22 protein-coding genes are annotated in these 21,675 nt (G+C 67.7%); 17 read left to right on the plus strand and 5 right to left on the minus strand.

All coding sequences use genetic code 11. The annotated features are described in order from the left end of the window. Positions 1-278: 278 nt before the first annotated feature. The 3 genes from ER13_RS02320 to radC are packed head-to-tail and all read right to left on the minus strand — an operon-like array spanning position 279 to position 3,972. Positions 279-2,345, minus strand: a complete 2,067-nt coding sequence (locus tag ER13_RS02320) for a ParB N-terminal domain-containing protein (RefSeq protein WP_052004749.1) — start codon at positions 2,343-2,345, stop codon at positions 279-281. Positions 2,346-2,383: 38 nt separating this feature from the next. Next, a complete protein-coding gene (locus ER13_RS02325) occupies positions 2,384-3,295 on the minus strand; it encodes a toprim domain-containing protein (RefSeq protein ID WP_035306060.1) in 912 nt (303 codons plus the stop codon). Then, positions 3,292-3,972, minus strand: a complete 681-nt coding sequence (radC, locus tag ER13_RS02330; RefSeq protein ID WP_081836096.1) for a DNA repair protein RadC — start codon at positions 3,970-3,972, stop codon at positions 3,292-3,294. Before radC ends, ER13_RS02325 begins: the two co-directional genes overlap by 4 nt. Positions 3,973-4,073: 101 nt before the next feature. Here radC and ER13_RS02335 point away from each other — a divergent pair, with 101 nt between their 5' ends. From ER13_RS02335 to trbB, 4 genes are all read left to right on the plus strand, one after another. Beyond that, positions 4,074-4,478 (plus strand): thermonuclease family protein, encoded by a 405-nt coding sequence (locus tag ER13_RS02335; protein WP_035306061.1) that lies wholly within the window; start codon positions 4,074-4,076, stop codon positions 4,476-4,478. 193 nt (positions 4,479-4,671) lie between these two features. After that, on the plus strand, positions 4,672-6,543 hold the full coding sequence (locus ER13_RS02340) for a type IV secretory system conjugative DNA transfer family protein (protein WP_081836097.1): 1,872 nt from the start codon (positions 4,672-4,674) through the stop codon (positions 6,541-6,543). Beyond that, entirely contained in the window at positions 6,536-6,973 is a 438-nt protein-coding gene (locus ER13_RS02345) for a hypothetical protein (protein WP_035306069.1), read from the plus strand. The genes ER13_RS02340 and ER13_RS02345 overlap by 8 nt, the downstream gene beginning before the upstream one ends. Beyond that, positions 6,973-7,929, plus strand: coding sequence for a P-type conjugative transfer ATPase TrbB (trbB, locus tag ER13_RS02350; RefSeq protein WP_035306072.1), 957 nt, complete (start codon positions 6,973-6,975; stop codon positions 7,927-7,929). Before ER13_RS02345 ends, trbB begins: the two co-directional genes overlap by 1 nt. Before the next feature lie 378 nt (positions 7,930-8,307). On the opposite strand, the gene merC is transcribed toward trbB, so the two are convergent. Both merC and ER13_RS02360 read right to left on the minus strand, forming a co-directional pair. Next, positions 8,308-8,718 (minus strand): organomercurial transporter MerC, encoded by a 411-nt coding sequence (gene merC / locus ER13_RS02355; RefSeq protein ID WP_035306144.1) that lies wholly within the window; start codon positions 8,716-8,718, stop codon positions 8,308-8,310. A gap of 267 nt (positions 8,719-8,985) precedes the next feature. Continuing rightward, a complete protein-coding gene (locus ER13_RS02360) occupies positions 8,986-9,435 on the minus strand; it encodes a helix-turn-helix domain-containing protein (protein WP_035306075.1) in 450 nt (149 codons plus the stop codon). 80 nt (positions 9,436-9,515) lie between these two features. On the opposite strand from ER13_RS02360, the gene ER13_RS02365 reads away from it, so the two are divergent. The 13 genes from ER13_RS02365 (at position 9,516) to ER13_RS02425 (ending at position 21,511) form a co-directional block, all read left to right on the plus strand. Next, on the plus strand, positions 9,516-9,917 hold the full coding sequence (locus tag ER13_RS02365; protein WP_184279841.1) for a mercuric transporter MerT family protein: 402 nt from the start codon (positions 9,516-9,518) through the stop codon (positions 9,915-9,917). 22 nt (positions 9,918-9,939) lie between these two features. Continuing rightward, positions 9,940-10,248, plus strand: coding sequence for a heavy-metal-associated domain-containing protein (locus ER13_RS02370; protein ID WP_035306081.1), 309 nt, complete (start codon positions 9,940-9,942; stop codon positions 10,246-10,248). Between the two features lie 186 nt (positions 10,249-10,434). Next, positions 10,435-11,865, plus strand: coding sequence for a mercury(II) reductase (merA, locus tag ER13_RS02375; protein WP_035306082.1), 1,431 nt, complete (start codon positions 10,435-10,437; stop codon positions 11,863-11,865). A gap of 477 nt (positions 11,866-12,342) precedes the next feature. Then, the gene (locus ER13_RS02380) at positions 12,343-12,663 is read left to right on the plus strand and encodes a TrbC/VirB2 family protein (protein ID WP_035306083.1); all 321 of its coding nucleotides are present in this window, start codon (positions 12,343-12,345) and stop codon (positions 12,661-12,663) included. Continuing rightward, complete coding sequence (locus ER13_RS02385; RefSeq protein WP_035306146.1) at positions 12,663-12,941, plus strand: VirB3 family type IV secretion system protein; 279 nt, start codon at positions 12,663-12,665, stop codon at positions 12,939-12,941. Before ER13_RS02380 ends, ER13_RS02385 begins: the two co-directional genes overlap by 1 nt. Before the next feature lie 7 nt (positions 12,942-12,948). After that, positions 12,949-15,372 (plus strand): conjugal transfer protein TrbE, encoded by a 2,424-nt coding sequence (gene trbE, locus ER13_RS02390; protein WP_035306084.1) that lies wholly within the window; start codon positions 12,949-12,951, stop codon positions 15,370-15,372. Further along, a complete protein-coding gene (locus ER13_RS02395; RefSeq protein WP_035306149.1) occupies positions 15,323-16,072 on the plus strand; it encodes a conjugal transfer protein TrbJ in 750 nt (249 codons plus the stop codon). The genes trbE and ER13_RS02395 overlap by 50 nt, the downstream gene beginning before the upstream one ends. 11 nt (positions 16,073-16,083) lie before the next feature. Beyond that, complete coding sequence (trbL, locus tag ER13_RS02400; protein WP_081836091.1) at positions 16,084-17,493, plus strand: P-type conjugative transfer protein TrbL; 1,410 nt, start codon at positions 16,084-16,086, stop codon at positions 17,491-17,493. Between the two features lie 2 nt (positions 17,494-17,495). After that, positions 17,496-18,179, plus strand: a complete 684-nt coding sequence (trbF, locus tag ER13_RS02405; RefSeq protein WP_035306087.1) for a conjugal transfer protein TrbF — start codon at positions 17,496-17,498, stop codon at positions 18,177-18,179. Next, complete coding sequence (locus ER13_RS02410) at positions 18,158-19,186, plus strand: TrbG/VirB9 family P-type conjugative transfer protein (protein WP_035306088.1); 1,029 nt, start codon at positions 18,158-18,160, stop codon at positions 19,184-19,186. The genes trbF and ER13_RS02410 overlap by 22 nt, the downstream gene beginning before the upstream one ends. Next, positions 19,183-20,400, plus strand: coding sequence for a TrbI/VirB10 family protein (locus ER13_RS02415; protein WP_035306090.1), 1,218 nt, complete (start codon positions 19,183-19,185; stop codon positions 20,398-20,400). Before ER13_RS02410 ends, ER13_RS02415 begins: the two co-directional genes overlap by 4 nt. After that, positions 20,397-20,912: a S26 family signal peptidase gene (locus ER13_RS17860; RefSeq protein WP_081836092.1), complete on the plus strand. Its 516-nt coding sequence runs from the start codon at positions 20,397-20,399 to the stop codon at positions 20,910-20,912. Before ER13_RS02415 ends, ER13_RS17860 begins: the two co-directional genes overlap by 4 nt. Continuing rightward, positions 20,906-21,511: a lytic transglycosylase domain-containing protein gene (locus ER13_RS02425; protein WP_035306091.1), complete on the plus strand. Its 606-nt coding sequence runs from the start codon at positions 20,906-20,908 to the stop codon at positions 21,509-21,511. Before ER13_RS17860 ends, ER13_RS02425 begins: the two co-directional genes overlap by 7 nt. The last annotated feature ends 164 nt before the right edge of the window (positions 21,512-21,675 follow it).

A 21,675-nucleotide genomic window follows, 5' to 3' on the forward strand; every position in this document is an offset into this window, starting at 1 on the left:
GCGTTTTATTAGAATCCAAATGATTTGCGTGAATATTTTCGTGATTTTGGTCGTATGGTTCTTGCTGCCGAGGGTAGTGGGGCTAAGGATTCACACGCCGATTGTTTTTTTTTTTCAAGCGGAAGAGGGCATGCGAGATGCTCAGGAGTCCCGTGGGCTCGGAGATGTGTAAAAGAGACACCCCCCGGGCCCGCCCCCTGCCGCCCTTGCGCTCGCATCCCATGACGAAGGCCCGCCGCGACGATGTCGCGACGGGCCTCGTCGTCTTCACGCCTGGATCAGGCGGCGTCGTCGAGCGCCGCCTCGCCTTCAGCGGTGACCTCGAAGGCGCCGACGCCGTCGTCAGCATCGCCTTCGCTCTCTTCCGCCGTATCGCTCTCCGGACCGTCAGCGTCCGACGCCGCGACCTCGTCGACGTCGGGCGGTGTGGTCCAGGACAGGCTGGCCGGCGCCCATCCCTTCTCGGCCGCATTCTCCTCGACCCAGGGGATCAGATCGGCCTTCTTCAGCAGGGCCGCTCTCACATCGGCCCGGTCCATCTCTTCCAGCATCTTCAGCAGCAGGGTTTTGGAATGCGGCTTCAGGAACTCGGCGTCCGGGGTCCAGTGCAGACTGATGTCCGCGCCGCAAAGCTCGGCGAGTTCAGCGGCTTCGGCCCGGGCCGACTTGCGGATCAGTGTGGTCCGCTCCTCCCGAACATCCAGGGAGAGGGCGGTGAGCTCGGCCAGCAAACCCATCTTGTCGCCATGGGCGAGACCATGCACCCAGGCGATCACCGTCTGGCCCGACGCCTCCCACGCGGCGCGTCGATCGTCGAGCCTCTGGCGGACCTCGCCGTCCAACGCCTCGATGACGCGACCGCCGGTCGGCTTGAAGGCGGACGCGGTCAGGGCGAGGGCGGACTCGGACCTCTGGCCGGAGGTCCTGACGGCCAGCTGATTGAACAGGCGGGCGATCAGCGCCGTGAAGGCGACGCCGGGATCGTCGGCGAGGGCGCGGATCAGACCGCGGGTGGCCACGTCGGTGCGCACGGCGTGAAGGGCGTGGTTGACGCCCTCGGTCTCGGGTTCCGGCGTATCGACCTCGGGCGGCCGGTAGACGGGAGCGGCAGCGATGCCCCCCGCGGAGGCGGGCGCCTCATCGTCGGTCTCGTCCTCGACTTCCGGTTCCACGGGCGTGAAGCACCGGACTTCGATCCCGGTGCGTAGTGCAGGACGCAGGACCAGGGTCGTGGCTGCCCGGCCGCTCCATCCCGCCTGATCCATGGCCAGGCGGTCGCGGATCATGACGTCGAGCGCGGCGTCCACCGCCTCGGCGTCGGTCGTCTCCGTCAGGACCGCCTCGACCCCTTCGACGGCGGCGTTGAAGGCGTCTCGCTTGTCGCGGTAGGCCGCCATCTCCGTGGCCGGAAGCATGCCGCCGTAGACGTAACCGGCGGCTTCCAGATCGTCCGGCAGGTCCGGTTCGGGGCCCGCCGTGACGTGGACCGCCAGGCCCTCGGCCTCGTAGATCAGGGCGATCTCCCGTGCACGTCGGGTCCAGGCCTCCGTGAGAATGGCCGGGTCCAGCAGCACCGGCGGCAGCTCGCCGAACAGATCGGTCTCGGAGCGGCCGCCGGCCTCGGCGTATCGCTCCGGGCCGATGAGGGCGCAGCGAGGGTCGCGCGCGGTGACGCGAGCCTCGTCGAGCTTTTCGGTCACGCGCCAATCCTGGAAACCGTGACCGTCGAGGGTCATCCGGGCCAGCTCCGCCTGCTCGTCGGGGTCGGAGAGCCTGGCGAGCAGGCGCGCCTGGCGCAGGTTCAGCCGGCCGAGCCGCAGCGCCTGCAGCGCGACATCCGGCAGGGCGGCAAGGGCCGCGAGACGTTTGATGTCGATTTCCGCGTATCCCAGCGCCTTGGCGATCGTGGGCACGCCGAGCTTGCGTTTCAGCATCCGGCCGATCGCCGCGATGATGTCGGCGACATGGACCGGCACGGCCGTGTTGGTGAGCAGGACGGCCGCGGCCTGGCGGGCGGGATCCGTCTCGACGAAGACATCGACGAGGAAGCTGTCGTCGATACGTCCCTGTTCGACCAGAAGACGAAGCGCCAGCAAGCGCCGCCTGCCGTCGAGCGCCATGTTGGCGGCTTCCTTCTTTCGACCGGGCCGGACGGTCAGGGGCTGCAGCTGACCGGCGGCGAACAGAGTCTCGGCAAGCAGCGGAATGTCATCGTCGGAGGGCTCGCCGAAGCGAAGGTTCTCCGGGGCGATGTCGAGATCACGGAGATGGACCAGCGGGCGGTTACGGGTCGACGCGACCTGGAAGGGGGTGGCGACGACGGCGACGGCGGTGGAACGGGACATGAGGGCTCTCCTGCCGTAGGCGAGGTCCATCCCCGCCTTTACGGCGCCCGTCCGCGCCCTTCCTTTCCCGCTTTCTGATGGTCTCGAGCGGCCTCGTTCCAGTCGCCGAACGGGGCTGGGGGAAAGGCGACGATCGCTTCCACGCCATCGCGCTCGAGCCGCCTGGCCAGCCGCATCGCGGCGATCTCCCCGGCTTCGCCCCGGTCTCCGGCGATTAGAACCGTCGAAACATGGTGGGGTGCATGCCACCGCGAGAGGTTTCCGGCTGACATGAGCGCCCAGCCCGGCAGGTCGAAGCGGACCATGGCGGACAGGGTGGTGACGACGCCTTCGGCCACCAGCATCCGCGCCGCCGCGGGACGCAGCCGTACGGCCGATCCCGGCGGGACTTGGCCCACGGTCTTGCGGGGAACGCTCAGACCCGATGCGACCTGCCCGTTGGTCGCGAGATAGGTGAGCTCGACGGCCGTGAGATCCCCCGAGGGCGACCGGATCCCGGTCATCATCGCGCGTCCGACGCGCCGCCCCGGCCGGTAGACCGAGAGGGGCGCGCGGGGATGTTCGAGCAGGTCGTCGAGGTCTTCCCGCCAAGCGACGCCGCGCACGGCGAGGTGACGTGCGACCACGCCGGTCCGGGCGGGCCTTACCCCATCCTGCCAGAGCGCACCCGCGACCGCCCGCCGTCGGGGGTGGTCGATCACGGGCCTGTCCGGCGTGTCCGCGACACCCATGAGCCGACCGCCGTGATCGACCAGTCCGCGACGCCGCAGGTCGTCGCGCACCTCCCGCCAATCGGCCGCGCCGAAGGTGTGGATGACGACACGGCCGCCATCGAGCAGGAGCGAGACGGAACGGTCCGCCTTCCCATGGCCGGGCGCCGGCACATTGGCGCGCAAGCCGTTCTGGTAGAGGTCTCCGCCGAGGATCGCCACGATCTGGCGCAGGCTCACCGGAAGTGCCCGAGGGTGCGCAGGCTGGCCGTACCGTCCCTCCCGACGACCAGATGATCGTGAACCTGGATGTCGAAGACCTTGGCGGCGTCGACGATCTTCCGCGTCATCTCGATGTCGGCGCGGGACGGCTCGGGATCGCCCGAAGGGTGATTGTGCACGAGGATGATGGACGCGGCCGACCCCTCCAGCGCCCGCCGCACGACCTCGCGCGGATAGACGGGGGCATGGTCGATCGTGCCCTGGGCGACCAGTTCGTCGCTCAGGAGCCGGTTGCGCTTGTCGAGGAACAGGGCCCGGAACTGCTCGCGGGGTTCCTCGGCCAATGCGACCCGAACATAGGCGAGCAAGGCCGTCCAGCTGGTGATGACGGGCCGTCTCGAAGCCTCGGCGCGGACCAGCCGTTCGCTGAGCACACGAAGCAGTTTCAGGTCGGTGAGAGCCGCTGGTCCCAGTCCGCTGGCGCGCGCCAGTTCCGGCACATCGGCGGAAGCAATGGCGGCGATGTCGCCGAACCGGTCGAACAGGGCGTCCACGGCGGGCATTGATGTCTGTCGCATGCTGCGGCCCAGCAGAAGCGCGAGGAGGGCGCGGTCGTCGAGGTTGGCGAGGGAACTCGTGTCGGGCGAACGCCCAGCCGCGGCGATCGCGGGTTCGAGGTCAGGAAGCGGGCGCATGGCGGTCTCCAGCAAGGCTCCCAAGCGGAGCATTCCCGGCCGCCCTTCCTTTCTTCCCGATCGCGCTTTTCGATCCGACCGGATCGGCCCAGGTTGATCCGATGAAATGGTGGCTCATCCTCCCGCTCCTCGCCGCGCCCGCGATCGCCCATGCCGATCCGTGCGAGGGGCGACTGCCAGATCGCGCCGGACAGGTTTTCTCGGGGCAAACCCGCTATGTCGGCGATGGCGACGGGCTCTGCGTCGGCGACAGCACGAACCCCTCCACCTGGATCGAGGTGAGGCTCGCGGACTTCAATGCCCCGGAGCTCAACGCACCGGGCGGACGCGCCGCCCGGGACCAGTTGCGCCGTCTGGTGATGGGCCGACGCCTCGAATGCGTGGCGACGCGAGGACGTAGCGGCCGGGTGATCGTCTATGATCGGGTGATCGCGACCTGCCGGCTCGACGGTCGTCGTGTCGGCGACCTCCTGAGGGCCGCCGGGGTGCGCGAAGGCGGCAACTGACCCGTCACGGCTCGGAGACGAGCCGACAGCGAGAATATATTGCGGTCCGGCCGGATCGGGCAAAACGGCTCACCCGCGTGACACGCCTCTATATCGGCGTCGACGGCGCCCGAGGACCGGATTTGCGGCCAGAAAGTCGCCTCAAACGGCCCTCTCCCTCGAAGTCTCGATGGTCTTCGAACGGATGGTCGTCATGCCGCCAGCACGCCTCGCCGGTCTTGTCGCCGCACTACTAGTCGCGCTTCAGGCGTCCACCCAGACCTTCGCCTGGCTTTATCGCTATCATGTGACGCTGGGGCCGGCGCTCCGGCTGGACGAGACAGGCGTCTACTGGCCCTGGATGATCCTCGTCTGGCGCCAGAGGTTCGGGGCGGCGGAGGGGGACGCCTTCGCCCTGCCGCTCTCGGTCTTCATGCTCGTGATGGCCGCGGGCGCCGGGGGCCTGCTTCTGTTCGACGGCGGCGCCGTGAAGCGAACGCGCGGGTGGGGCGGCCTGGCGGAGGCTCGCCGTGCGGGCCTGAGGCACGACGCGGGGTGCGTCCTCGGGCGGTTGCAGGGCCGTCTTCTGGCGACGACCGACCTGCGCCCGACGCTCGTGACGGGCGGGACCCGCGCGGGCAAGGGACGGGGCCATGTCGTCCCCACCCTGTTGAGCTGGACCGACAGCGTCCTGGTCCATGATCCCAAGGGGGAGCTGTGGCGGGTGACCGCCGGTTGGCGCGCCCAGCACAGTCATGCGCTCTACTTCAACCCGCGAGACCCGGCGTCCGCGCGCTTCAATCCTCTGGCGGAGATCAGACCGGGGCCCCAGGAACTGGCGCAGGTCCAGCGGCTGGTCGCCATCCTCAGCGATCCGGGAGGCGCACGGGACGACGAGGCCATCTGGGACAAGGCGGCGTCCGAGATTCTCGAAGCCGTGATCCTGCACGTCCTCTACACGGCGCCGGACGCGGACAAGACGTTGTTGACGGTGAGAACGATCCTCGCCGATCTGGACGCCGCCGCCGACGTCATGGTCCGGACCCTTCATCGTCTGGGTCCCGAGGGCGTCCCCGAGGTCCATCCGTTCATCTCCACGGCGGTGAAGGGCTACGCGGCGATGCACGACCGCTTTCGCACCTCGGTGCAGGGCACGGCGCGCAGCTATCTCAAATGGCTGGCCGGCGACGATCTGGTTCGGGCGATGTCGGCATCGGATTTCGCGCTCGGCGATCTGATGTGCGCCGAGGCGCCGGTCTCCCTCTATGTGCAGGTCGCTCCGGCCGACGCCGTCGCCTTGCGACCGGTGATCCGGCTTCTCTTCTACGCGGCGGCCCAGGCCCTGACCGCCGCAGAGCACGCCGACGACGCGGGCCGCGAGAAGCGCCGGCGCCTTTTGATGCTCATGGACGAGTTCCCGCTGCTGGGCCGACTGGCCTTCTTCGAGAAGTCCCTGCGCCTGATGAGCGGCTACGGCATCAAGACAATGTTCGTCGCCCAGTCCCTTGACGATATCGTCGAGACCTACGGCGCCAACAACACCATTCTCGACAACCTCCATATCTACACGGCCTTCAGCGCGCTCGATCCTCTGACCCAGGACAAGGTGTCGAAGCTGACGGGGTCCGTGCTGGAGACCCGGACCAGCCGCAGTTCGCCGGCGGGGCTGGCGGCTGGCCGCAGCTCGGTGTCCCGGTCGCAGATCGAGCGGCCGCTGCTGGAGCCGGGCGAGATCCGCGCCCTTCCGGACGACATCCAGCTGGTGTTCGCCGCCGGCGCCCGACCGCTGCGGACGACCAAGCTTCTCTATGACGTCCGCGAACCGTTTCGGACCCGGGCGCGCGACCACGCGCCTGACCAAGAAGAACGGCTAGATGCGCCGCCCGGAACTCCGCACCCATGGGCCGGTCGCCGCAGTCTGGGCGAGGATGCAGAGGCGTCTCTGCCGCTGTTCAAGGAAGTGGCCGCAGCGATGGACGACAAGAAGGTCGCAGCGCGTGTGGCCGATATCTACGGGCGGGTGGCGCAGGAGATGGCCGCGCAGGATGCGGCGTTCGATCATTTGCGAGGTCTAGGCGATGGCTAGGAAAGAAGCGGCGAGCGCCCGCGTTCAGGTTTATCTGACCGATCCTAAGATCGTATCCGGTCTCAATCGGGAGGCGCGCAGCGGCAAGATGCCGCTCAGTCAGGCGGCGGGCCGGGCCATCGCCCGTGGCCTGCAGAAGAGTCCCCAGGCTGATCCCGAGGATCGTCTGCTGCAGCTCGAACGGTCGCTTCGCGACCATATGCGATCCACGGCTCGCGACATGCAGATCGTCCAGGAATTGCTGATCGAGGTGGCCCGCGCCTTCTTCGTCCGGCTCCCCGACGCGATCGTCGACGAGGACCCCACGGTCCAGGCGGCCGTCGATCGTCGTATCGAACGACTCCTGGACGCCACGGCCGCCCGCATTGTCGCCGGACGGACTGAACGTCCCGTGCCCGACGAAGGCCGGGCGTTCGGCCAGGCCAACTGATGGCGGTCCATCCGATCATCGCCGAGCGCAAGCTCGAGGCGCTGCGCCATGCATTGGGCGACACCATTCTGGCGGCCCTGGTCGAGCCGGCGGTCGTCGAGATCCTCGTTAATCCCGATGGCCGTCTGATCCTCGACCGCAGCGGCGAAGGGCGTCGGGATACAGGCGCGACGCTGTCGGCGGAGTCGCGGGAGCGCGTCATTCGTCTGATCGCAGACTATGTCGGCGAGACCGTAACGCGCGACGATCCCCGGCTCGCTGGAGTCCTGCCTGGGACAGGTGAACGGTTTCAGGGCATGCTGCCGCCGGTCACGAGCGCGCCTGCGTTTTCGATCCGCAAACGACCTTCTGTAATCTGGAGTCTCGAAGACTATGTCCGCGACGGCGCCATGACCGATCAGCAGGCGGTCGTGCTGCGTGGCGCTGCGGAGCAGCGACTCAACATCCTCATCTCGGGAGGCACCGGATCCGGCAAGACCACCCTCGCCAACGCCGTTCTTGCGGAGCCGGCCTTCGCCCGGGATCGAGTCTTTCTCGTTGAAGATACGCCAGAGCTTCAGTGTTCAGCCTGGGACACTGTGTCGGTGTTGACCCGCCGACAGCCGATCCCGATCGGTGTGGTCGATCTGGTTCGTGACGCGCTGCGGATGCGACCCGATCGGATCGTCGTCGGTGAAATGCGCGACGGGGCGGCAGCGCTGGAGACCTTGAAGAGCTGGAACACGGGCCATCCCGGCGGACTGTCGACCCTTCACGCCAACTCGGCCGACGATGTTCTGCGTAGAATCGAAGACCTGATTGCCGAAGTTTCGTCGCGTAAGCCGAGCCGGGCGATCGCTCAGGCGGTCGATCGAATTGTCCACATCCGGCGGACCGCCGCCGGACGGCAGGTCGAAGCTGTGCTCGGGGTCGAGCCCGCAGGCGACGACGGCTACGCGATCAGCGTCCTGGCCTGATTTTGGTCGAACGTATTCGGCGGGGCCGATCACCTTGCCGTCGGCGAGGGCGACAGCGTGGTCGGCCGACAAATAGTCCAGCAGCGCCAAGCGACATGGGCACCGATTCGGCCGGCGCTAGAACAAGGGCGACAGGCAGCAGCCAAGGTTGGGTCCTCACGCCACTTCTTCGGGTCTAGCTCGCGTAACCAGACCGGCCGCATCGCTTCGGAACGGAGATAGAGTCTGTGGGCCCTGCAGATTCAAGGACATGACTCAGCGCTCTGAATCTCCTTACCACCGATCCTGTTCTGACGAACGATGAGTTGGCCGCAGGGTGTGATCCTACGACGAGAGGCCTTGGTGCTCATCCGCTCGTCTTTACCGGGGAGAGGGAACTCAAGCCGCGCCGGTGAGCCTCCTTTTCGGCGTGGACACCAGATCCCAGATCGACACAGCGATCATCAACGTCAGCCCTGGGTAAAGGAGCCAAGCCGTGGGCCAGCCAAAGCTCGCCATCAGCAAGGCGGCGGCCAATACCAGCAGAGGTCCGACCATGCCTAGGGTCATTCTCGACCATCGCCGATGGCGCATGCCGCCGGCCACATTGGCGGCCAACGCGATGACCGCGAACAGAGGGAGCAGGTAGCGGATGAAGACCCCTTCATACTGACTCAAGAAGCCTAGACCCAAGGCTGCAGCCAAGCTGCCGAGTGCGGGAAAACACGCCGCACAGCCCATAGCCGCGACAATCGCGCCGACTACGCCCGCCTTGTCAGCTGCGCGGGTGATGGGTTTTTGGTCCGGCATGATTTTCCTCGGTGAGCTGGATACGGCGATCTGACCCCAGCAAGGGTTGAGCGCGCTGGTGTCGACCGTCTCGGACAACAGAGTAGGGTCTGTAGTCCCTACAGATACAAGAGCGTTCTCGTCTTTGCAGAATCCGTCGAGTCGACTGCGTGACGTGGTGAGGCGAGGCTCACCGTCACGGAACAGCGCCAGAGATCAACGGCCAGAACCCTGGATGAGGCGGGATACAAAGTCCGATCCTGAAAGCTGCGGGCGGGCAGGGGCCGTTCACCGCGCCGGCCGGCTCCCGGCCTCGGAATCAAACAGGGCTTCCAGGATCGGGCAATCCGGCGTGGTGCCATCGGCGCAGCGCGAGACCATCTCGACGAGCACCTCTTCCATCTTCCTCAGGGCAACCAGCTTGGAGCGGACGTCGCCCAGATGGGCGGCGGCGACCACGCGTGCCTCCGCGCACGGAAGATCGCGCTGCTCGGCCAGTTCGAGCAAATCCCTTATTTCATTCAGCGTGAACCCAAGCTCCCGGGCCCGGCGCACGAAATTGAGCCGGAGCAGATGGCCGCGGCCATAGAGGCGGTGTCCACCCCTGCTGCGAGCAGGCGCGGGCATCAGGCCGATCTTCTCGTAATAGCGCACGGTTTCGATGTTGACCCCGGTCCGCCGGGACAACTCGCCAATAGGAAGCTGTGGGGCCGTATCCCGCAGGGCCGATTTGTCCATAAAGCGTTTTACCCCTTGTATCTGTAGTGACTACAGACCCTACCTAGTGTGTATCGACCCGTGAAGACGTGAGAGTGTCAATGGCAGACGGCAAGCAAGAACTCGGCGGACATTTGGCGCGCAACGACAAACCCAACGCTCGCAGGTGGCTTGCCGTCGGAGGACTTGTCGCCGCGATCGGCGCGACTTCCTGCTGTGTATTGCCCCTGACCTTGTTCGCGCTCGGAATCAGCGGAGCATGGATCGGCAACGTCACGGCGTTGGCCCCCTACCACCTTTATTTCGTGGCCGCCGCCGTGGTCTTCGTGAGCCTCGGCTTCTACCGGGTCTACCGTCAGCCGCGGGCCCTCTGCGCCGAAGAGGTGAACTGCGCCCGGCCTCCCTCGACCCGCCTCGTCAAGATCGCGCTCTGGACGGCGACCCTGCTTGTCGTCCTCGCTCTGGCATTTCCCTATGTCGCGCCGCTGCTGATCGGCGCCTGATTTTTTCTTGGAGACTACGATCATGAGCCTTTCAATCCGCACCGCCCTCGTTTTCGCGGCGGCTCTCACAACCGCCGATGCCGCCAAGGCCGCCGAACGCACGGTGAGGCTCGACGTTAGCAATGTGTCCTGCGGGACGTGCGCTCCCATCGTCCGTCGGACCATCTCGCGCGTGCCCGGCGTTGCGGCGGTGACCGTCACCGTGACCCCGGGCGGGACTGGACAGGCCGTGGCGATGGTGACCTATGATGACGCCCGGGTGACGCCTGCCGCCCTTGCGCTCGCATCGACCAGGGCCGGCTATCCCGCGCGTGTTCAGGCGGGCCGATAGAGGCTGCCGGCATCCGGTCGTGACGCCTCGAGGCTAACATTCGATCAGGTTTCCCGCGGTCAGTCTCCGCGTCAGCAGACGATCGTGATGACATCCAGCTCGCGCCGCTATCCGACGAAGGCCGGGCCTGTCGGGTTTGAAGCCGCCTTGTTAGCGGCAGAGTCTATTTAGAAGGATCCGGACCGAATGAGTGATTGTTGCACGCCCTCACGAGATATCGCCAAGACCTACGATCTCGTCGTGGTGGGGGCGGGATCGGCCGGATTTTCGGCCGCCATCACGGCGGCGGAACAGGGCGCTCGGGTCGCGCTCGTCGGAGACGGAACGATAGGCGGAACTTGCGTCAACGTCGGATGCGTACCGTCCAAGGCCATGATCCGGGCGGTCGAACCCCTACACCAGGCCCGGGCCGCGAGCCGCTTCGACGGCGTCCGGGCATCGGCCGCCATCGCTGAGTGGTCCGAGACGGTTCGCCAGAAGGACAGACTGGTCGACGACCTTCGCCAGGCCAAGTACGAGAACGTGCTGCAGGGCTATGACGCCATCACCTACCACGCTGGCGCGGCGAGACTCATCGAGGGCGGCGTGGAAGTCGGAGGCGTCCGGCTGACTGCGGATAAGGTGATCATCGCGACAGGTTCCCGTCCAGGGGTTCCAGCGATCTCCGGCATCGAGTCCGTGCCCTACCTGACCAGTACGACCGCGCTCGAACTGGAGTCCCTGCCCCGATCGATGCTGGTTATCGGCGGCGGCTATATCGGCGCGGAACTGGCCCAGATGTTCAGCCGGGCGGGCGTCCGCGTCACCATCGCCTGCCGCTCCCGGCTATTGCCTGAGGGCGAACCCGAAATCAGCGAGGCGCTGCAACGCTATCTCACCGAAGAGGGTGTCAAGGTCGTGGCGGGGGCCGTATACGGGGCCATCAACTCGTCCGGCGAGGAGGTGACGCTCACCTTCACGCAGTCCGGCAGCCCCGGGGCGATCACCGCGGAGCGTGTTCTGAACGCGACGGGCCGGGTTCCTAACTCCGAGGGGATGGGGCTATCCGAGATGGGCGTTCAGATGTCCCCAACGGGAGGCATCGTTATCGACGACCGGATGCGCACGACGCGCGCGGGCGTCTACGCCGCGGGCGATGTCACCGGGAGCGACCAATTCGTCTATATGGCCGCCTACGGCGCGCGACTGGCCGCTAGGAACGCCCTGAACGGCGATACTCAAGTCTACGACAATCGCGCAATGCCGGCGGTCGTCTTCACCGATCCGCAGGTGGCGACGGTGGGACTGACGGAAGCTGCGGCCCTCGCGGCTGGTCACGATGTCCAGACCTCGATGATCACCTTGGACCATGTCCCTCGCGCGCTCGCAGCCAGGGACACGCGTGGACTCATCAAGCTGGTGGCGGATCGCAGCACGCGGCAACTCCTCGGCGCGCATATTCTAGCGCCGGAAGGGGCCGACAGCATCCAGACCGCAGCGGTGGCGATCAAATGCGGAATGACGGTGGAGCAGTTGGCCGACACGATCTTCCCCTATCTTACGACCGTCGAGGGCCTGAAGCTGGCCGCACTGACATTCAACAAGGACGTCAGCAAACTCTCTTGCTGCGCCGGTTGAGGGCACGACCGGACGCTTTCGATTTCGCCATCTGTCGGGTTGGGGAAGCCAGTCGTCCAAATTTTCCTCTGAACACCGCGCCGCACGATCATCCATTGATCGATTAGATGCCCACATCTGGCGCGCCCTGACCGGGCGGAAGGTCCAGGCTGTGGTCGGCGTCGAGCCGTTGGGTGACGACGGCTACGCAATCAGCGTCTTGGCTTGAGGCCAATCCTTCACCTGAAATTGAGGCGGCGTCGTTTGGCAACGAGCGCTGTCGGGCACGAAACGCAAGTCGTGGGAAGTCGCCATCGAGGTCGGGGCGACTTTTGGACCACAAGTCATCACAAGTCATATTTTGAGTCTTTTCGAGTTGTCTGACAGTCGTTTGCAAGTCGCGTAAAATAATCGATCCACACAGTTGACAACCTGTGGATAGATTTGCTTGCAATGTGATGCATCGCGCTGAGACGCGCTGAACACAGGAAGCAAGACATGCGTGGAAGACTTGGGCGCCGCCTGTTCGGCGCGATGATGACGTGCGGCCTGATGATGGCCCGGCCGGCCCTGGCCGGAGGTTCAGGGATGCCCTGGGAAGGGCCGCTCCAGCAGGTGGTCCAGTCCATCACCGGGCCCGTGGTCCAGGCCGCAGCGGTCGTTGCGGTGGTCGTCTTCGGCGCCGGGATCGCGATGAGCGAGAACGGTTCCTCGATGCGGCGCGGTCTGGGCATCATGTTCGGCCTTTGCATCGCCTTCGCGGCCTCGACCTTCTTCCTCGACTTCTTCGGCTTCGCCGGCGGGGCGGAGATCGGATGATGGCCGGCTCCCTCCAAGACGGCCGACCGGAGGGCTGGGACCTTCCGGTCGCCCAGGCCCTGACCGAGCCCGTCCTCATGGCCGGGATGCCGAGAGACTACGCCATCGCCATGGGCACGATCGCCGTGGTGCTCGGCCTCGCACTGCGGATCTGGTGGCTCGGCCTCCTGTGGTGGGCCGTCGCCCATGCGATCGGCCTGTGGGCGGCCAGGGCGGACCGCCGGTTCTTCGACGTGCTCCGGCGACACCTCGCCCTGCCTGGCCATCTGGACGCGTGAGGGGCCGATGCGCTTTCTCGAAGAACATCGCAGACGCCCGGCGGCCTTGGCCGACCACCTGCCCTGGGCCGCCTTGGTCGCGCCGGGCGTGGTCCTCAACAAGGACGGCTCGTTCACGACGGCTTTTCGGTTCCGGGGACCGGACCTGGAATCCTCGACCGAAGACGAGCTGATGGCCGTCCGGGCGCGTCTGAACAATGCGCTCAAGCGGCTCGGGACGGGCTGGTGCCTGCATATGGAGGCGCGCCGCCGCGAGGCCGCCCCCTATCCGGAGAGCGCGTTCGACCTGGATGTCGCCTGGCTTCTCGACGAGGAACGTCGGAGCCGCTTCGAGGCCGGCGACCCGGCCTTCGAGACGGATTTTCGTCTGGCCCTGACCTGGCTGCCGCCGGCCGACGAGACGCGGAGAATGGAGCGCTGGCTGTTCGACGGCCTGGCCAAGGGCGGCGCGGACTGGCGCCAGGCCGTGGCGGTCTTCACCCGCGAGGCGGCGACCACGCTCGACCTCCTGTCGGACGCCCTTCCCGAGATCGACCCGCTAGACGACACCGACCTGCTGACCTGGTTGCACGACTGCGTGTCGCCCAGGACCTTCCCGGTCGCCGCGCCGGATTCGCCGATGTATCTGGACGCCTGGCTGGCGGACGCCGACCTCTCGGGCGGGATCGCCCCACGCCTCGGCGATCGCTGGCTCAAGGTCGTGTCCGTGCGGGGTTTGCCATCGGTCACCCGGCCCGGGTTGCTCGACGCGCTGGGCGCCCTTCCTTTTCCCTACCGTTGGACGGCCCGCTGGATCGGTCTCGACAAGCCGGAGGCCGAGCGCGAGATCGTCAAGCTGAGGAAGCGCTGGTTCGCCAAACGCAAGGGTGTCGGTGTTCTCCTGCGTGAAGCCATCACCAAGGAGGAGGTGCCGCTCCTCGATACCGACGCGGCCTCCAAGACCGAGGAGTGCGATGGGGCGCTCGCTGCCCTGGGGGCCGAGGCCTGCGCTTTCGGCTATCTCACCCTCACGGTAACGGTGCTGGATGCGACGGAAGAGGGCGCTGCCGCCAAGGCGCGAGCCGTCGAGGCGGCCTTGAACGCCCAAGGTTTGCTGGCCCGGATTGAGGATTTGAACGCCGTTGAGGCCTGGCTTGGCTCACTGCCCGGCGAGCCCTATGCTGACGTCCGCCGGCCGCTCGTCTCGACGCTGAACCTGGCCGATCTGCTGCCGGTATCGGCGGTCTGGGCCGGCCCGTCCGTGGACCTCAATCTGGACGGCCCACCGCTGGCGACGGCCCGGACGACGGGATCCACACCTTTCCGGCTGGTGCTCCACGTTGGCGATGTCGGCCACGCCATGGTCGTCGGACCCACGGGCTCGGGCAAGAGCGCGCTTCTGTCCTTCCTGGCCCTGCAGTGGTTCCGCTACCCCGAAGCGCGGGTGGTGTTCTTCGACAAGGGCCGATCGGCGCGGGCCGCGACACTCGCTGCCGGCGGTTGCTGGCGTGCACTGGAGCCCGGCGCGCGGTTCTCGCTGCAGCCTCTGGCGCGCATCGACCAGGAGATCGAACGGGCCTGGGCGTCGGAATGGATCGCAGAGACCGTCCGGCTCGCGGGGCTGGAGCCTGTTCCAAGGATTCGTGAAGAGATCTGGGCGGCGCTCGCGGCCCTGGCCGACGCCCCCGTGCCGCAGCGCACTCTGACCGTCTTCTGCGCCCTGGTTCAGGACAAGGCCGTCGCTGCGGCGCTGGAGCCCCTGACACTCAAAGGTCCGCACGGCGCCCTGCTCGACGGAGAGGGCGAGGCGCTCGTTCCGAGCCGCTTCGACACCTTCGAGCTCGAAAGCCTGATGACCACGCCCTCGGCCGTGGCTCCGGTTCTAGCGGCGCTCTTCCATCATCTCGAACGCAGCTTCGACGGTCGGCCCACGCTGCTGGTGCTCGACGAGGCCTGGCTCTTCCTCGGCGAGACCGCCTTTGCCGCCAAGATCAGGGAGTGGCTGAAGACCCTGCGCAAGAAGCGGGTCGCCGTCGTGTTCGCGACTCAGAGCCTGGACGACGTGGCCGCCTCGCCGATCGCCTCCAGCCTGATCGAGAGCTGCCCGACCCAGGTCTTCCTGCCCAACCCCCGCGCGCTCGAACCCTCGTCGGCACGGCTCTACCAGGCCTTCGGCCTGAACCGCCGCCAGCTCGAGCTGATCGCCTTCGCCACGCCCAAGCGGGCATATTACTGGCGCCAGCCGCGCGGCCGACGCCTGTTCGACCTGCGCCTGACCGGCGTGGCCCTAGCCTTGTGCGGGGCCAGCGCACCGGAAGACCAGACCCTCATCGACGACATTCTCGCCGCCTCCGGAGGGGCCGGATTCGCGCGGGAATTTCTCACAGCCAAGGGAGTGCACAATGTTGATGCTGTTTTCGACGCCTTCGCCCGACCGCTCGCGGCCGAATAGGCCGGCCCAGATCCTGGCCGCCGGCCTCATCGCGGTCAGCCTGCTGGCGACCGCGACCCCGGCGCCTGCACAACAGGTCGTCTTCGACCCCCGCAACCACATCGAAAACGCGCTTCAGGCGGCGCGTCAGCTGGAGAGCCTGGCCAATGAGGCCAAGAGCCTTGCGGCCTCGCCTTACAGCCACCTGACCGGCAACAGCCAGGCGTTGCGCGACATGGCCGAACTGGCCCGCACGGCGCGCGGAATCGCCAGCTCGGTCGGCGGCCTGGAGCAACAGTTCCAGAGCCTCTATCCCGATGACCTGTCCGGTTCGGACATGCTGCGCCTTCTGGAGCAGGGTCAGGCCCGCACCGCGAACGCCCGGCGCACGGCCGAGGATGTTGCGCGCACGGCCGCCGAACTCGAACGTTTGGGACAGGGACGCAATCAGCGGCTGACCGGCGCCCTCTCGGCCAGCGAGGCCGCCGCAGGCCAGACCGCCGCGATCCAGTCCTCCAACCAGATGCTGGCTGTCCTGGCCGAGGATCTGGCGGCGCTGCGCACCATCATGCTGGCCCAGTCCCGGCTTCTGGCCGAGGCGACGGCGCGCGACGCCGCAACCCAGGCCTCGGGGGACGAGGCCCGTCGCCGCCGCTGGGCGGGCTCGGCCGGAACGCCCGCCGCACCGGCCTTCGATCCCCTGTCGCACGCGCGGGACTGAGGAGCGGAACGATGTCGGTCGGAGTGGAAACCCCCAATGAGCTGATGGTGGTGTTCTCAAACACCATTTCGGCTGGGTTCGACGCCCTGCAGGGCGCGGTCAACGGCGTCTTCGGGCTCCTGATCGTCCTGGTCGTCGCCCTGACCGGTATCCAGTGGGCGATGTCGTCCAATCGCGAAGTCCTGGCCTCCGGCTTTGGAAAGGTGCTGCTGATCGGAGCCTTCGCCTGGCTGATCAATGACTGGCAACAGCTGTCGGAGACGATCTACGCCGGCTTCATTGAGCTTGGTCTGACGGCCGGCGGCGGTTCGCTCAGCCGGGCCGACTTTCTCAATCCCGGGGCCATCCTGGCCCAGGGCTGGGAGATCGTGAAGGCGCTCGGCGAGACGCCTGCGCCCGTCGACAATCCGCTCGACGTGGTCGGCAACATGGCCGACGCCCTGATCCTGGGCTTGGCCATGATCGGCATCATGCTGGCCTTTGCCGTGCTGGCGCTGCAGATCATCGTGGCCCTGCTCGAGTTCAAGATCGTCACTCTGGGCGGGTTCATCCTCCTGCCCTTCGGCATCTGGAACAAGTCCGCCTTTCTCGCGGAGCGGCCTCTCGGATACGTCGTGTCGTCGGGCCTCAAGGTGCTCGCCCTGGCCATCGTGATCTCCGGGGCCCGGACCGTCTTCGACCAGCTCCAGCCCTCGGCCAATCCCGACATCTACGAGGCGTTGAGCATCCTCGTCGCCTCGATCCTTCTGGCCATGCTGGCGATGTTCATCCCTAATCTGGCCTCGGCCCTGGTCACGGGCGGGCCGGCCCTGGGCGCCGGCTCCGCCATCACGGCCGGGATCGCCGTCGGCGGCAGCGCCGCTTTGGCCGGAGCCGGGATCGCGGGTGCGGGCACGGCCGTCGCAGGCGGCGCGGCGAAGATGTCTGGCCCGGCCCGGGCTGCGGCCGGCGCTGGAGGCGGCCGACCCCCGACCCCGCCAATGTCGCCTCCGCCCTCGACGCCTCCCAAACCCTCCAATGACAATCCCTCGCCGTCCGGCACGGGCCGGCCGTCGGGCGGGGCGATGTCCGCCGCACCCTCGTCTTCCCTTGGCGGCGTGTCTGAGCCCGCCGTGGCTTGGCAGCCTCGCCAGGCATCGGGTTCGGCTTCGGGCGAAGCCACAGGGTCCGGCGGCGCGGCCAACGATGGCGGCGGGGCGCGTTCCGGTCGGCCGGCCGGGAAGGTCGCGGCGGAGGCTCAGGCCGCCAATTCCGATTTTCACCGGGCCGCCGCCGGATCGACCGCGTCAGGCGGATCGAGACCGCCTGCCCGCGCCCAGGCCCTGCAGGCCTTCTTCGTCGCCAACGCCGGGCGGGGGTTGATGCCCGCCGGTGAGACCAGCGGCGTCCTGTCTCCCAACTTGAGAACCGAGGAGTCCTGACCATGCACCCCTTCTTTCGTCCCAAACGCGCCCTGGCCTCGGCGCCCGAGACTACCCCCTATCAGCGCGCCGGCCAGGTCTGGGACGACCGCATGGGCCTGTCCCTGGCGCATGCCCGCAACTGGCGCCGTATCGCCGTGGCCAACCTCGTCCTCGCCGGCTTCCTCGGGGCGGGCTGGTGGGTGCAGGCCGACCGGGCCGTGGTCAAACCCTTCGTCGTCGAGGTCTCCGATCTGGGACAGACCCAGAGGATCACGGCGATCGGCGGCCGCTACGAGCCGACCGAGGCCCAGATCGGCCACGCGCTGGCCGGCTGGGTGCGCGATGTCCGCTCCAAATCCATCGACCCCATCGTCATCCGTCAGAATTGGCTTCGGGCTTACGACCTGATGACGCCCAAGGCGGCAAGCTTCCTCAACGCCTGGGCCCAGACCCACGACCCGTTCGCCGAGGTCGGGCACGAAGCTGTCAACGTCGAGGTGCTCAACGTCGTGCGGCGCACCGAGCGGACCTACGATCTTCAATGGCGCGAGACTCGCTTCGTCAACGGCCAGCAGGCCGGCGTCGAGCGCTGGCGCGCCCTGATCACCACAACGACCCAGCCGCCCCGCACCGAGGCCGAGCTGATGAAGAACCCCCTTGGACTGAAAATCGAGGACGTATCATGGACCCCCGACGCCTCCTGATCCTGGCCGGCCTGGGCCTCACCCTGTCCGGCTGCGCCGTATTCGGCCGAACGACCATGCCGCCGACGGTTGCGCCCCTGCCCGTCGTCACGGCCGAGGCTGCCGTCATCGCCGAAGCCGAAGCCCTGCCGCAATCGACGGTGCCGGTCGATGAGGCGCTGGTCGCCGATGCGACCCCGGCGCCCGCCGTTCCCGTCGGCACGCCCTATGAGGCGCAGCCGACGGCCGTGGCGCCGGCGACGGGGATGACCGGCCGCCGCGCCATCGTCGCCGCCAATCTGGACGCCCGGGCCCCGTCCCGTTCAGACGCCTTCGTCGGCGGGGTCCAGGTTTTCGCCTGGTCTCCGGGTCGGGTGTTCGAGGTCTGGACCGCGCCTCTGCGGGTCACCACCCTGACCCTGGCGGCCGGCGAGACCCTGGTCTCCAAGGCGGCCGGCGACACCGTCCGCTGGCAGATCGGGGAGACCACGTCCGGGGAGGGCGCAGGTCAGCGAACCCACGTCCTCCTCAAGCCACTGCAACGAAGACTTGAGACCAACCTTGTCCTGACCACCAACCGGCGGGTCTATTTCATCGACCTGAAGAGCGGTGACGCCTCAGGGTTCAATGCCGCGATCGCGTGGGACACCGAGGCGATGGATCCCCCGACCAGGGCGCCGATCGCCGAGGCGGCAGAGATCCGCGTGTCGGACCCGGTGGCGATGCCGGAGGGACCGATCGACGCCCGTTACCGGATAGAGCCGCAAGGGCGCCGTGCACGGTGGACGCCGGCTTCGGTCTTCAACGACGGGCAGCGCACCTTCATCACCTTCAATCCCGATCTTCAGATCGACGAGGCGCCGGCCCTGTTCGTGATCGCCGCCGACGGCGAGAGCCAGATGGTCAACTACCGCCAGGCCGGGGGTCTGTTCATCGTCGATCGCGTCTTTGATCGCGCCGAGCTCAGGCTCGGCGATCGTCGCCCCCAGATCGTTCGTATCCGCCGCCTCCAGGGAGCCGCCCGATGACCTCGTTCCAGGATAGCCCCCACAATCCCGACGACGTCGCTTCCTCGGCAGCGTCAGGCGTCGGCCCTGAGGTCAGACCCGACCTGGCCAGCGCGGCGAAGGCGCCGCCGCCCGGCCTGTCGATGCGGGCGCCGCGGCCGCCGGTCACCCGGCTGCGTAAGTCGGTCGTCCAGACGATCGTGATCGGCGGCGTGATCCTCGTCTCCGGCTCCCTGGCCTGGGCCTTCGTCGTCCAACCGGAACTGCGCGACAGCGCCCGGCTCCGCGCCGTCGAAGGCCGGGAGGACCAGGCCCGGGGCTCCGTTCGGCCCTCCGAAGCGGTCACCGATCAGCCGGCGACCTATGACCGGCTGCCCGAGCCCCGCGTTGGGACCGAGCCCGAGACGGCTGAGCCTGGTGTTCCGCCACCGCCGCCCGCGCCGGGCCGGTATAGCGCCGGTTATGCGCCATCGCGGACGACCCGGGCGACCGGGCCAAGTCCGGGCGAACAGGCGGCGCGATCGGGCTTGTTCTTCGAGGGGCAATCGACCGGGGCCGGTCCTGCCGCGCGTGCCGGGACGGCTCCAGCGACGGCCGGCGCTCGTGCGGACGCTGCGGACGTCGGCGCCACCTATAATGGCCACACCCTCACGGCGCCGCTGTCACCCTATGAGCTGAAGGCCGGCGCGATCATTCCTGCGGTCCTGTTGACCGGGGTGGACACCGCGCGCGCCGGGCCGGTCGTCGCGACGGTGTCGCAGAATGTCTATGACACCGTCAGCGGCCGCCATCTCGTCCTGCCCCAAGGGACCCGGCTTATCGGCCGTCATGAGGGCGAAAGCGCCTATGGCGACCGGAGGGCCTTCCTGACCTGGGACCGGCTGATCCTGCCCAACGGCAAGAGCTTGGTGCTGACCGGTGAGCCCGGCGTTGATGCGCAAGGCGCCGTGGGCGTGAGCGGCCATGTCGATCGGCGGCTATTCCCCTTGCTGGTCGGAACCCTGTTCGCCGGCGCGATCACCACCCTCGGCCAAATCGCCCGTGACGGAGATGGCGAGGGTTCGGGCGGCCTGCTCGGCGACGCCGGGGACGCCGCCGCCATCGAGGGCTCCCAGGTCGGGGGGCGGCTCGTGGACCGGGAGCTGGACGTCCGGCCGTCGATCCGTCTGCGCGCCGGCGCTGCGGTCCGCGTGATGATCACCCGCGACCTGATCCTGGAGCCGTACCGGCCATGACCTGGACCCCGCTCGATACTGGAAACCGCTGGGCCGTGCTCGGCGTCACCGTCTTCTTCCTCACCCTGGGCGCCCTGATCGCCGACCAGACGCCAGCCCTCGCTTTGGTCAACGAGAGCCCCAGCGTACCGCGTGGCCTGTATCTGCGACATCCAGGCGGCGCGCCGGAGAGGGGCGCGATGGTCGCTCTGCCCCAACCCCCCATCGCCCGGCGCTACCTGGGCGCGCTCGGCATGCCGGACGAGGTCCTTTTGATCAAACGGGTCGCGGCCGTCGGCGGCGATCCCGTCTGCCGGCAGGGAACTGCGGTTCGAATGCCTGGCCGCGTGGCTCACGTTCTGGATCGTGATCGGCGCGGCGCGGCTCTGCCCGGCTGGACCGGCTGCCGTCGGCTCGCGCCGGACGAGCTCTTCCTGCTCGGCGACACGGCGGGAAGTTTCGACAGTCGCTATTTTGGCCCCGTCCGGACCCGAGACCTGGAGGGGGTGTTTCGGGAGACCCTGACATGGTGAGACCCTTTTTGGCCGCTCTGGCCCTGGCGCTCGCAGCGGGCAATGCATCCGCTCAAGCGGTCGACTGGCGCAACGCCGGCGGCGATCTGTTCGGCCGTCCCGCCGCGCAGCCTGTGTCGGACGGGGCCGGCGTCGATGACCTCACGCCCCGACTTCCGCCCCTTTCACAGCCGTTCATGGACGCGATCGCCGTCGCCGCGGAGCGCCACGGCATCGACCCCAAGATGCTTCATGCCCTGGTGATCGTGGAATCCGCATACCGGGTCGATGCCGTGTCTCCGGTCGGGGCCGGCGGCCTGACGCAGTTGATGCCGGGAACGGCGGCGGATCTCGCGGTAAGAGACCGGTTCGATCCGATCGAGAACCTCAACGGCGGAGCGGATTATCTGGCCCGGCAGCTGCTCCGCTTCGGGGACGTCCGGCTTGCGTTCGCGGCGTATAATTCTGGGCCGGATCGTGTCGCCAGACTTGGGCGCATACCGAACATTGCGGAGACGCAAGCCTATGTCGCCGCAGCCGTTGACTGCTACCTCGCGCTCTCGGCCGGGAGGGGCGCCCGCAATTCCCGGCAGTGCCGGGTGCCGGAGACTGATCGATGATACCCGCCACAGAACCGGTGGCGGCGGTGACTGACGCGGCCGATGAGGATCTGCTGACCCGCAAGGAAGCGTCCGCCTTCCTGATCCAGTTCGGCATCCGCATGAAACCCGAGACCCTCGCTCGGCTGTGGTCCACCGGAGGCAACGGCCCTCCCTGTCTCCAC

It is taken from the genome of Brevundimonas sp. EAKA, assembly GCF_000698025.1.
GTDB classification, from domain to species: Bacteria; Pseudomonadota; Alphaproteobacteria; order Caulobacterales; family Caulobacteraceae; genus Brevundimonas; species Brevundimonas mediterranea_A.

Coding starts and splice junctions, on each gene's coding strand:
- ER13_RS02320 (WP_052004749.1), bottom strand. CDS start 2,345: ATGTCCCGTTCCACCGCCGTCGCCGTCGTCGCCACCCCCTTCCAGGTC.
- radC (WP_081836096.1), bottom strand. CDS start 3,972: ATGCGCCCGCTTCCTGACCTCGAACCCGCGATCGCCGCGGCTGGGCGT.
- ER13_RS02335 (WP_035306061.1), top strand. CDS start 4,074: ATGAAATGGTGGCTCATCCTCCCGCTCCTCGCCGCGCCCGCGATCGCC.
- ER13_RS02340 (WP_081836097.1), top strand. CDS start 4,672: ATGCCGCCAGCACGCCTCGCCGGTCTTGTCGCCGCACTACTAGTCGCG.
- ER13_RS02345 (WP_035306069.1), top strand. CDS start 6,536: ATGGCTAGGAAAGAAGCGGCGAGCGCCCGCGTTCAGGTTTATCTGACC.
- trbB (WP_035306072.1), top strand. CDS start 6,973: ATGGCGGTCCATCCGATCATCGCCGAGCGCAAGCTCGAGGCGCTGCGC.
- merC (WP_035306144.1), bottom strand. CDS start 8,718: ATGCCGGACCAAAAACCCATCACCCGCGCAGCTGACAAGGCGGGCGTA.
- ER13_RS02360 (WP_035306075.1), bottom strand. CDS start 9,435: ATGGACAAATCGGCCCTGCGGGATACGGCCCCACAGCTTCCTATTGGC.
- ER13_RS02365 (WP_184279841.1), top strand. CDS start 9,516: ATGGCAGACGGCAAGCAAGAACTCGGCGGACATTTGGCGCGCAACGAC.
- ER13_RS02370 (WP_035306081.1), top strand. CDS start 9,940: ATGAGCCTTTCAATCCGCACCGCCCTCGTTTTCGCGGCGGCTCTCACA.
- merA (WP_035306082.1), top strand. CDS start 10,435: ATGAGTGATTGTTGCACGCCCTCACGAGATATCGCCAAGACCTACGAT.
- ER13_RS02380 (WP_035306083.1), top strand. CDS start 12,343: ATGCGTGGAAGACTTGGGCGCCGCCTGTTCGGCGCGATGATGACGTGC.
- ER13_RS02385 (WP_035306146.1), top strand. CDS start 12,663: ATGGCCGGCTCCCTCCAAGACGGCCGACCGGAGGGCTGGGACCTTCCG.
- trbE (WP_035306084.1), top strand. CDS start 12,949: ATGCGCTTTCTCGAAGAACATCGCAGACGCCCGGCGGCCTTGGCCGAC.
- ER13_RS02395 (WP_035306149.1), top strand. CDS start 15,323: ATGTTGATGCTGTTTTCGACGCCTTCGCCCGACCGCTCGCGGCCGAAT.
- trbL (WP_081836091.1), top strand. CDS start 16,084: ATGTCGGTCGGAGTGGAAACCCCCAATGAGCTGATGGTGGTGTTCTCA.
- trbF (WP_035306087.1), top strand. CDS start 17,496: ATGCACCCCTTCTTTCGTCCCAAACGCGCCCTGGCCTCGGCGCCCGAG.
- ER13_RS02410 (WP_035306088.1), top strand. CDS start 18,158: ATGGACCCCCGACGCCTCCTGATCCTGGCCGGCCTGGGCCTCACCCTG.
- ER13_RS02415 (WP_035306090.1), top strand. CDS start 19,183: ATGACCTCGTTCCAGGATAGCCCCCACAATCCCGACGACGTCGCTTCC.
- ER13_RS17860 (WP_081836092.1), top strand. CDS start 20,397: ATGACCTGGACCCCGCTCGATACTGGAAACCGCTGGGCCGTGCTCGGC.
- ER13_RS02425 (WP_035306091.1), top strand. CDS start 20,906: ATGGTGAGACCCTTTTTGGCCGCTCTGGCCCTGGCGCTCGCAGCGGGC.